Origin of the sequence: Micromonospora sp. DT4 (genome assembly GCF_049841675.1) — a bacterium.
Taxonomy (GTDB): Bacteria; Actinomycetota; Actinomycetes; order Mycobacteriales; family Micromonosporaceae; genus Micromonospora.
Map to the genome: position 1 here is coordinate 25,503 of NZ_JBNCKT010000060.1, position 9,115 is coordinate 34,617.

Here is a 9,115-nt window from a genome sequence, read left to right on the forward strand (position 1 = left end):
CCATGTCGAGGATTGGAAGCGCAGGATCAGCGCGGGCTTACGCCGGGTTGTTCGCGTGGGTCAGGGTCTCCCAGGCTACGAAGAGGTTGTTCGTACCCTGGGGACGCTTGCGCTCGGTGTAGCTCTGGGTGTTCGCCATGCCGATGCCCATCCGGTTGTGCAGCGCGTTGAAGCCGACCTCGGTGATCGGGCCGAGGCCAAGGACCACCGAGCCGCCGCACACGCTCGACGGGACGGCGGTGCCGTTCTCGAACTTCGTGTGGAAGCCGAGCGTGTGGCGCAGGCGGTCCTGAAGTTCCGGGTAGAGGTCACCGCCCTGGATGCGGGTGGTCTCGGCGACGTGCGAGATGGCGGAGATGCTGTAACCGGTGTGGACGAAGTCGCGGCAGGTCTCCTGCGCGTGACCGTCGGTGTAGGTGGCCTGGCCGTACCAGCGGGCGACGAGTTCGGCGGGCGTGTCGACGCTGGTGGCCGGCGGGTAGAGGGGTCGAACCCCGTCCGCGGCGATGTAGATCGACGCGGCGGCCGCGGCCCGGAAACGGGCGAGCGCGCGGTCGTACGACGTGCGGTCCTCGAGGAAGATCGAGATGCCGATGGCCGCCTCGGCCAGGGTCAGGTCCCAGTTGCTGGTGCGCGAGTCACCGGCGATGACCACGGGCAGGTAGACGTTGCGCAGCATGGTGGCGAACCGCGCCTGGTTGGGCCAGTTGCCGTACGTGTAGCGGATGATCTCGGCGGCGCGCGGCCACACCGAGCCGGCCCAGCCGGTCTGCAAGGGGGCGTTGGAGTTGGTGTGCTGCTGGATGGTGGCCGACCAGGCGTCCATCAGGGCGATCGACTTCTGCGCGTACGCCGAGTTGCCGGTGATGTACCAGGCCAGCGCGTCGGTGTACGCGGCGATGGCGTCCTCGCGCTCGTCGGTGCAGCCGTAGTTCGGGTTGGACGTCGGACCGCACTCGACGGTGGCGCGCGGGGCGGGAACCCGGGACAGCGAGGCGTACCGGCTGCCCATCATCTGGTTGTAGGCGTTGCGCCACGGCTGCTCGCCGGCCTGCACCCTGGCCTTGACGAAGTCGAGCTGCGGACGGCTGACCAGCACGCCGGGGTGGGTGAACGTGGCAGGGGCAGCCTGGACGCTCGGGGGTGCGGTGAGCGTCACCGCGCCGGCAGCGAGCGCGATGACCGCCGCCAGGAGTACGCGTCGACAGCGCATGGGGATCTCCTCAGGACGGGTGGAGGAATAGACAGCCGTCTTAATAATTGCCGGACATCCGACCCCATGCCATGAAACCGAGCAAGAAGACGTCGATAAATTGAAGACTATGCAAAATTTAGTATTTATCCACTTTCATCGACCGGGCGCTCACCTCCGACCCGTGACAGGAGGCCGCCCCGGTCCCCCGCACGGCGGGCCAGCCGCCTCAGGCGGGGCTCGCCGACACGCGACAGCATGTCCGGCTTCTGAGGCGCCCAGCCCAGCTCGACACGGGTCCGGTGCCGTTGACGTAGCTGCTGCGGTCGTCCACCAGGAACAGGACGACCTCGGCGATCTCGTCAGGCTCTCCCACCCGGCCGCGGATGTTGACCTGCCCGAGCATTTCCACGTTCTCGCCGAGCATCTCTTCGGTGCCGGCGGTGCGCATCGGGCCGGGCGAGACGCCGTTGACGCGGACTCCGTTGGTGCCGAACTCGGTGGCCCAGGAGCGGGTGAGGATCTCCACAGCGGCCTTGGCGGCGCCGTAGGCGCCACCAAGGGGCGCGGCCAGGGTGGCGGCGGTCGACGTGATGTTGACGATGGCACCGTGGCCGCGCGTCGCCATGCCGGGCGTCACCGCGCCCACCAGGAGGAACGGTGCTGGTGTGTTGATCGCGACGTGCCGCTCGAAGCTCTCCGTGCGCGCCCGGCCACCCCGTTGGGCGATCTCGGCGACCAGGTCGCCGCCCCGACGCGGGTCCCGCCCGTGCACCACGACCTCGGCGCCGCGGCCACCGACCTCATCGCCGCGCATGGTGTCGCCGGGACCAGCACCGAGGACATCCGTAAGGCGGCCGGCGTGAGCGGCACGCACCTCTACCACTACTTCGACAGCAAGCAGGCCCTGATCCGGGCGGTCATCACCCGCCAGGCCGACGCCGCACCGATCCCCGGCCAGCCGATGATGGGCCTGCTCGACAGCTTCGACGCCCTCCGCGCCTGGGCGCGCCACCGCGCCGGCAGGTCAGCCAGCGCGTCTGCCCATACGACGCCGCCACAGCCCGTACCGACCTCCAGGGATGCCGTAGTGGCCGGACGTCCACCGGTCCCTCTCTGCACGCCAGCGAACATCGGGCACGCGCGTCGGCGCTGGTGAGCCTCGCACGCCGTCCGACAGTAGCGCCAGTGCCACCAGAGTGTCGCGCATTATCGGAACCGCTCGGGCCGTGCCAGGGCGGCACCGAAGCGGGCGGCTCGGCGCAGCCGGACAGCCTGATCTGTCCGTCAGAGCGGCTCGGGAAGCGCCTGCTCCATCGGCATCGGCACCTGGAGGTAGGTGACGCCGCGCATGTCCAGCCAGGCCCGGTCCGGCCCACGCACCAGCCGTACCATCACCGACTCGCAGGACGGGCAGCGGCCGACCAGACCCGGGGCGTGCGAGTAGACGTGCAGGCTGGCCATCGAACCGGTCATTCCGCAGTTCTCGCAGCGGCCCACGGCGGTGCTGAGGTCGACGGCGAACAGCTCGCGCAGCGGACCGTCGAGCATATTGCCGTCCAGGTAGGACATGTTGGTCATCAGATCTCCTCGACGAAACGGTGTGCGTGCGGGTCCCTCAGCGGGCGGGCTCTCATCGGCCGGGCTCAGCCGGTGGGGCCGAAGCGTTCGGTCCTGATCCCCCGCGACGGATGGCCCAGTCCCACCAGCAGGTCGGCCACGGCCTCCACGAACCCGGTCGGACCGCAGACGTACGTGAGCGGTTGCAGATCCGGCGGCCAGCCGTGGGTGTTGACGTCGGCCAGGCCGAGCCGGTGCGGCTCGCCGTGCCACCCGTCGGGGGCCTCGCGGGTGTAGACGTACGCCACGTCCAGGCCGAAGTCGTCGCGGACCCGGCGGCGCAGCTCGTCGGCGTAGATCACGTCCTGCGGCGTCCGTACCGAGTAGATCAGCCGGAACGGCACCTTGCTGCCGACGGCCCGCCGCGCCCGGATCATCGCCATCAGCGGAACGATCCCGGAGCCGCCGGCCACGAGCTGCACCGGTTGGGTCTGCTCGGGCCGCCAGATGAACCAGCCACCGAGCGGTCCGCGGATCTCCACCGGGTCGCCGGCGGCCAAGACATCGACGAGGTACGGGGACACCTCGCCGTCGTGGACCCGCTGGACGGTCACCTCGACGCGCGGCCCCCCGGGGCCGTCCACGACTGGCCCGGCGATCGAGTACGACCTGGCAGCCTGATAGCCGTCCGGGGCCGTCAACCGCACGTCGACGTGCTGGCCGGACAGGTGCCCCGGCCAGTCCGGCACCTCCAGGACCAGCGTCTGCGCGGTCCGCGTCTCCACCCGGCGCTCCACCAGGCGGGCCACCTGCCACTTGATCGGCAGGCGGGCCGGGGTGCCCGTCGCCACGGCCCGCTCAGTCACCCTGGTACCGCTGCTCGCGCCACGGGTCGCCGTAGTCGTGGTACCCGGCGCTCTCCCAGAACCCCGACTCGTCCATGGTCTTGAGCCGGAGGCCGCGCACCCACTTGGCGGACTTCCAGAAGTACAAATGCGGCACCAGCAGTCGCGCAGGGCCGCCGTGCTCGGCCGGCAGCGGCGCGCCGTCGAAGGTGTGCGCCACCCAGGCCCGACCGCCGCGCAGGTCGTCCAGCGGCAGGTTGGTGGTGTACCCGCCGTAGGAGTGGGCGAGCGCGAAGTGCGCGCCGGTGTCCACACCCTCGAGCAGCGTGTCGAGGGAGACTCCCGTCCAGGTGGTGCCGAGCTTGGACCAGTGGGTGACGCAGTGGATGTCGACGGTCGGCGTCTCCTGCGGAAGCGCCATCAACTCCTGCCACGACCACCGGTACTCGGCACCGTTCTCGGCGGCGATGACGAACTCCCAGGTGTCCAGGGAGACCCGGGGTGTCGGGCCGGCCGAAAGCACCGGAAAGTCCTCGGTCAGGTACTGACCGGGCGGCAGGGCCGGCCCCTGCGATCGGGGCCTACCCGCAAAGCCCGGTGACAAGATTCCCATGGCACAGTCTTACCATAGCCCCGGTCGGTCGGGGCGAAAGCCCTCCCGCGCACCGCCTCCTCGGCCCGGCGTGGCGCGGTCAGTGCCGGCCGGTGACGACCTCGCGTTCGGCGGGCGTGCCGCCCCGGGTCGCGCGCAGGCTGGTCAGGGTGACCACCACCAGCACACCGATGATCACGCCGAGCGAGGCCAGGGTGGGGATCTGCGGCACGCTGGCCCAGATGCCGTGTGCCCAGTGCAGGCCCAGCTTGAGCCCGATGAAGGCCAGGATGATCGCCAGGCCGTAGCTGAGGTGCACCAGCCGGCTCAGCGCCGCGTGCAGGACGAAGTAGAGCGCCCGCAGGCCGAGCAGGGCGAACGCGTTGGTGGCGAAGACCAGGTACGGGTCCTCGGTGATGCCGTAGACCGCCGGCACCGAGTCGACCGCGAAGACGATGTCGGTGGCCAGCACCGCGACCACCACCAGGGCGAACGGCGTGAGTGCCCGCTTCGCGCCCTGCCGGACAGTCATCCTGGTGCCGTGGTACTCGTCGACCACCGGCATGACCTTGCGCAGCAGCTTCACCGAGCGCATCTTGTTGATGTCGACCTCCTGCTCGTGCCCGGAGAGGGCGTCGCTCAGCAGCTTCACCGCCGTGGCGATGAGGATGATCGCGAAGAGCAGGAACGCGAAGTCGAGGGTCTGCAACGCCGCCGCGCCGAGGGCGATGAAGACCGCCCGGAGAACCAGAGCCCCGGCGATGCCGTAGAGCAACACCCGCTGGGCGAGCACGGCCGGGACCGCGAACGCGGCCAGCAGCAGCATGAAGACGAAGAGGTTGTCGACCGAGAGGGACTTCTCGACGAGGTAACCAGTCAGGTATTCCACGCCCTGCTGGGAGCCGTAGCGGGCCCAGAGCCAGCCCCCGAAGGCCAGCGGCAGAGCGATGTAGAACGTGGACCAGCCGATCGCCTCGCGCATGGACACCTCGTGCGGCTTGCGCGTCACCAGGAAGTCCAGCACCAGCAGGAGCACCACGCCGGCGATCGTCACCGCCCAGAGGGTGGGGGTACCGATCGACCTCAGGTCACTCGCCGCCGCCAAGGGGGACAATTCGGTCATGGGGTCTCCTCGAACACCGTGTCATGTTCGAGGTCTCCTTCACCCATTACCAGATGGGCAACCACCCGAGGCACGCCGGGCATGCCGTACTGACCGGAATGGTTCGTGGGAAGTACTCCCCTCGCACGACAAGGTTAGGCCAGGCCGAATCGACACGCCAAGCCGGACGTCGATGGTTGCCCTGGCCAACCGCTGTGCGCCTCGGTTCTTCGCCCCACCGTCAGGCGCGGCGCAGCGTGGCGCCCGGCGCCATCGCCTGCTCCACGAGGTCCCGGTAGTCGCGCGGCAACTGCGTCGCCACGTCGTCGAACTCCCCACCGGTGATCGCCTCGCGAAGGGTGGTGAACACCGCCCGGGTGGCGTCCCGCGCCGCCGGCTCCTGCACCCGGGCCCGCAGCGCCACACGGGCCACGAACTCGGCCGCACCGAACCGGTCCGCCTGCTCGATGCTCGGGCTCGGCTTGAGCACCAGTTGCAGCGGCTGCGGCAACTGGGCGGCCAGGTCCAGCACCTCGCCACCGGTCAGCCGCTCGGCGAACGTCGCCAGCACGGCCCGGGTCAGCTCGACCGCCTGCTCGGACGACGTGCCGGTGCGCTGGGAAACCTGGTCGACGAAGGTGTCGTAGTTCATCGCGTACTCCCTTGGGCTCCGTCTGCGGCGCCTGCGGGTACCCGCGGCGTCGTGGTGGAAACGACGCCGGATTTCCCGGACCGACCCGGCGTGACCCGGCGGCGGGTGGGTAACCGCCGCCGGTCGTGACCAATCGATGCCCCGAGGGAGCCCCAGACATGGCGAGCTACGCGGACGTCCTGCAGTACCTGTCGAGCCTGGACTACCCGGCCGAGAAGGACGACGTGGTCCGCGAGGCCGAGCGCGAAGGCGCCCCGCCGGACGTGCTCAAGGCGCTGCGCGCCCTGCCGCCCGTCGACTACGCCAACGGCGCCGAGGTGGCCCGGTCGGCCGGCATCGAGGCCGCCCCCGAGGTGGGCCCCGCGCAACGCGCCACGCAGGCCCGGGACAAGAAGCACAACCGGGTGTCACAGCACCTGCGCGGTATCTGACCCGGCGGTGGTCGCGTCCGCCGGACCGAGCCGGCGTCGCGGATGACCGGCACCGGCCCGCTGTCCCGCCCCCCGGACGGGCACACCCCAGCCACGGCGCAACTCGTCGTCGTGGCGGTGGTCGGCCTCATCGCGGGCAGCGCCTTCGCCCTCACGCTGTCGCCGACGCTCGCCCCGCTGGCCGGCTGGGACGCCGCCGCGCTGAGCTGGCTGGTGCTGGTGTGGCGCAAACTCTGGCCGATGGACGCCGCCCGCACCGCACGACTGGCCGTGCACGAGGACCCCAACCGGGCCACCCGGGACGTGGTGCTGCTGATCGCCTGCCTCGCCAGCCTGCTGGCCGTCGGACTCGTCCTGGCCAGCGCGCACGCCGCGCCACCCGGAGCCCGCCGTGATCTGTACGGCGGGCTGGGTGTCCTCAGCGTCGTGCTGTCCTGGCTGGTCGTGCACACCGTGTTCGCCGCCCGCTACGCCCGGATCTACTACACCGGCCCGGACGGCGGGGTGAACTTCAACCAGAGCGAACCGCCCCGGTACTCGGACTTCGCGTACGTGGCGTTCACCGTCGGGACCACGTTCCAGGTCTCCGACACCAACCTGACCAGCAACGAGATGCGTCGTACGGTGCTGCGGCACTCGATGGTGTCGTACCTGTTCGGCGCGTTCGTCATCGCCGTCACGGTGAACCTGCTGGCGGGGCTGGCGCACTGAATCTTTTCGGAGCGGGCCGGTGCTCGACGGCGGTGCCGGAGCTGACCCGGGGGCTCGCCGGGACAGGCGGGCGCCCCTTGGCCACGAACCGCGACCGGGGGCGCCACGCAAACCTGCCCAGGCGGTGAACCACGTCCGAACCGGTCGCGGCCACCAGACGGTGGATGCCCGCCCGAACCGAGCGGTCAGCACTGCCGGGTACAACCCTACGACAGAACATCCTCCATCCGGTCAGTTTTCGCTGAACTGTGGGCCAGGGCACGTCCAGGTCAGCCGGTCAGCTCCGCGTACCGGTGCTCCAACTCGACCCGCGCCAGGGCCCCCACCAGCCACGCCAGCCGTTCCGACTCGCCGCCGGCCAACCCCGGGTCAGGCGCTTGCGGTCCTCCACGGGCATGATCAGGGTGCTCGCCATGTCGGCGACTACCCCGAGCCACCGTCGGTCACACGCCGGCGCTGGGTCGCCACGGCGCACCGTGTCGTCCCGATCCGGTCAGCCGTGCAGGCCGCCGGTGCGGTCGCGGGCCTTGAGCCGGGTGGTGGGCAGAGCGGGCGCCGGCAGCGGCGACGCCGCGTCGTCGGCCACCACCCCGAAACGCCGCCCGGCCATCCAGTCCTCCCGAGCCGTGGCGACCTCCTCGTGCGAGCGGCCCACGAAGTTCCACCACATGACCAACGGCTCCTCGAACGGCGTACCGCCCAGCAGCAACAGCCGCGCCCCCACCCCGCCACGCACAGTCAGCTCACGCCGACCCATGCCCAGGTAGAGCAGCGCCCCCGGCTCGAAACCCACCCCGGCGGCCTCGGCCGCGCCGGACATCGCCAGCAGGGCGTACTCGAAATCGGGCCGCAACGGCAGCGTGGTCGGCGCCGAACCGCCCAGCTCAAGCTGCACGCCCACCAGCGGGGTGTGCACTACGGCCGGTGACCGCTGCCCGGCGAACTCGCCCACCAACAGGGTCGCGTCGACCTCGCCCTCGCGCCAGCGCGGCAGGTCGGCGTGGTGGGCGAAGTCGGCCGCCCCGGCCCGCGCCGGGTCCGGCAGCGCCACCCAGAGCTGCACACCGTGCATGACTGGCGGGTGCGTGGCCGGCGACCGCTCCGAGTGGGCGATACCGTGCCCGGAGGTCATCACGTTCAACTGACCGGGTCGGATCGCCTGGACGTTGCCGAGGCTGTCCCGGTGGATGATCTCGCCGTCGAGCAGCCAGGTCACCGTCTGAAGGCCCGTGTGCGGGTGCGGCGGCACCTCCATGCCGGGCCGCTGCGCCACGTCGTCCGGGCCGAAATGGTCCACGAAGCACCACGCGCCGACCATGCGTCGGGGCCGCTGCGGCAGCAACCGCCGCACCGTCGTGTACCGCCCCAGCGGCACGTCGTGGCCCGGCAGCAACATGCTGCCGGGATCAACCTCGGCCACGCCGGGTGGTCGGGTCTGCGCCAGCATTGATTCGATACGCTCCACCGCCCGACTGTACGCTCGCGCCCTGCAGCCCTGCTGCGGTGGTCGCCGCTTGGTGTTCCGCGGCGGTCGCAGCTCCGCGTCCTGCGGCGGCTTGGTGTCCTGCGGTGGTCGCCGCTTGGTGTCCCGCAGTGGTCGCAGCTCCGGCGTCCTGCGGCAGTCGGGGCCCTGCCTCGGGCGGCTGTCCTGCTGCGGCGGTAGCCCGGCCCTGGCTGGCCACCTCGGGCTCCGACCGGCTCGTCGCAGGGTGGTCAGCCGGCAGATGCGCCGCAGCCGTCCGGGCCGCCGCCGGGGTCTGCGCAGGTTGCCAGTCTGCCTGGCGTTCCGCCTGCTGCTCGCTGCCGTCACCCACTGCGGCCATGCCCTGTCCCTCCGCCGGTCCCCGCCGGAAGGGTACGTATCCGTCCGCCGATCGGATCACTGCGCGCCGACAACGCCACTGCGTTACGTCGCGTCCCCGCGAGATCTTGGACAGTTTCCGTCAACAGCTAACGGAAACTGTCCAAGGTCTGTGAAGACGGTGATGGCCGGCACCCGTTTTCGGGTGCCGGCCATCGGTTGGTCTTTA

Annotated in this window: 11 protein-coding genes; 3 read left to right on the top strand and 8 right to left on the bottom strand. The window is 70.8% G+C overall.

What is annotated here, in order from left to right:
• Positions 1–37: 37 nt before the first annotated feature.
• Entirely contained in the window at positions 38–1,213 is a 1,176-nt protein-coding gene (locus ACLQ24_RS17900) for an alginate lyase family protein (protein ID WP_425892863.1), read from the bottom strand.
• Positions 1,214–1,421: 208 nt separating this feature from the next.
• The gene (locus ACLQ24_RS17905; RefSeq protein ID WP_425892864.1) at positions 1,422–1,841 is read right to left on the bottom strand and encodes an SDR family NAD(P)-dependent oxidoreductase; all 420 of its coding nucleotides are present in this window, start codon (positions 1,839–1,841) and stop codon (positions 1,422–1,424) included.
• A gap of 33 nt (positions 1,842–1,874) precedes the next feature.
• Here ACLQ24_RS17905 and ACLQ24_RS17910 point away from each other — a divergent pair, with 33 nt between their 5' ends.
• Positions 1,875–2,351: a helix-turn-helix domain-containing protein gene (locus ACLQ24_RS17910; protein WP_425892865.1), complete on the top strand. Its 477-nt coding sequence runs from the start codon at positions 1,875–1,877 to the stop codon at positions 2,349–2,351.
• A 128-nt stretch (positions 2,352–2,479) separates the two neighbouring features.
• On the opposite strand, the gene ACLQ24_RS17915 is transcribed toward ACLQ24_RS17910, so the two are convergent.
• The 5 genes from ACLQ24_RS17915 to ACLQ24_RS17935 form a co-directional block, all read right to left on the bottom strand.
• The gene (locus tag ACLQ24_RS17915) at positions 2,480–2,773 is read right to left on the bottom strand and encodes a DUF6510 family protein (RefSeq protein WP_425892866.1); all 294 of its coding nucleotides are present in this window, start codon (positions 2,771–2,773) and stop codon (positions 2,480–2,482) included.
• A 65-nt stretch (positions 2,774–2,838) separates the two neighbouring features.
• Positions 2,839–3,603, bottom strand: coding sequence for a ferredoxin reductase (locus ACLQ24_RS17920; protein ID WP_425892878.1), 765 nt, complete (start codon positions 3,601–3,603; stop codon positions 2,839–2,841).
• Positions 3,604–3,610: 7 nt separating this feature from the next.
• Positions 3,611–4,210: a sulfite oxidase-like oxidoreductase gene (locus ACLQ24_RS17925; RefSeq protein WP_425892867.1), complete on the bottom strand. Its 600-nt coding sequence runs from the start codon at positions 4,208–4,210 to the stop codon at positions 3,611–3,613.
• Between the two features lie 79 nt (positions 4,211–4,289).
• Positions 4,290–5,312 carry a TerC/Alx family metal homeostasis membrane protein gene (locus tag ACLQ24_RS17930; RefSeq protein ID WP_425892869.1) on the bottom strand — a complete coding sequence of 341 codons (1,023 nt, stop codon included), beginning with the start codon at positions 5,310–5,312 and terminating at the stop codon, positions 4,290–4,292.
• Positions 5,313–5,532: 220 nt separating this feature from the next.
• The gene (locus ACLQ24_RS17935; protein WP_425892870.1) at positions 5,533–5,943 is read right to left on the bottom strand and encodes a DUF2267 domain-containing protein; all 411 of its coding nucleotides are present in this window, start codon (positions 5,941–5,943) and stop codon (positions 5,533–5,535) included.
• Between the two features lie 158 nt (positions 5,944–6,101).
• Between ACLQ24_RS17935 and ACLQ24_RS17940 the strand changes: the two genes are divergently transcribed.
• Together ACLQ24_RS17940 and ACLQ24_RS17945 are read left to right on the top strand one after the other, a co-directional pair.
• Positions 6,102–6,374: a DUF2795 domain-containing protein gene (locus ACLQ24_RS17940; protein ID WP_425892871.1), complete on the top strand. Its 273-nt coding sequence runs from the start codon at positions 6,102–6,104 to the stop codon at positions 6,372–6,374.
• Between the two features lie 42 nt (positions 6,375–6,416).
• A complete protein-coding gene (locus tag ACLQ24_RS17945) occupies positions 6,417–7,085 on the top strand; it encodes a DUF1345 domain-containing protein (RefSeq protein ID WP_425892872.1) in 669 nt (222 codons plus the stop codon).
• Positions 7,086–7,578: 493 nt separating this feature from the next.
• Here the strand turns inward: ACLQ24_RS17945 and ACLQ24_RS17950 are convergent, their stop codons facing one another.
• The gene (locus ACLQ24_RS17950) at positions 7,579–8,550 is read right to left on the bottom strand and encodes a pirin family protein (protein WP_425892873.1); all 972 of its coding nucleotides are present in this window, start codon (positions 8,548–8,550) and stop codon (positions 7,579–7,581) included.
• Positions 8,551–9,115: the final 565 nt, after the last annotated feature.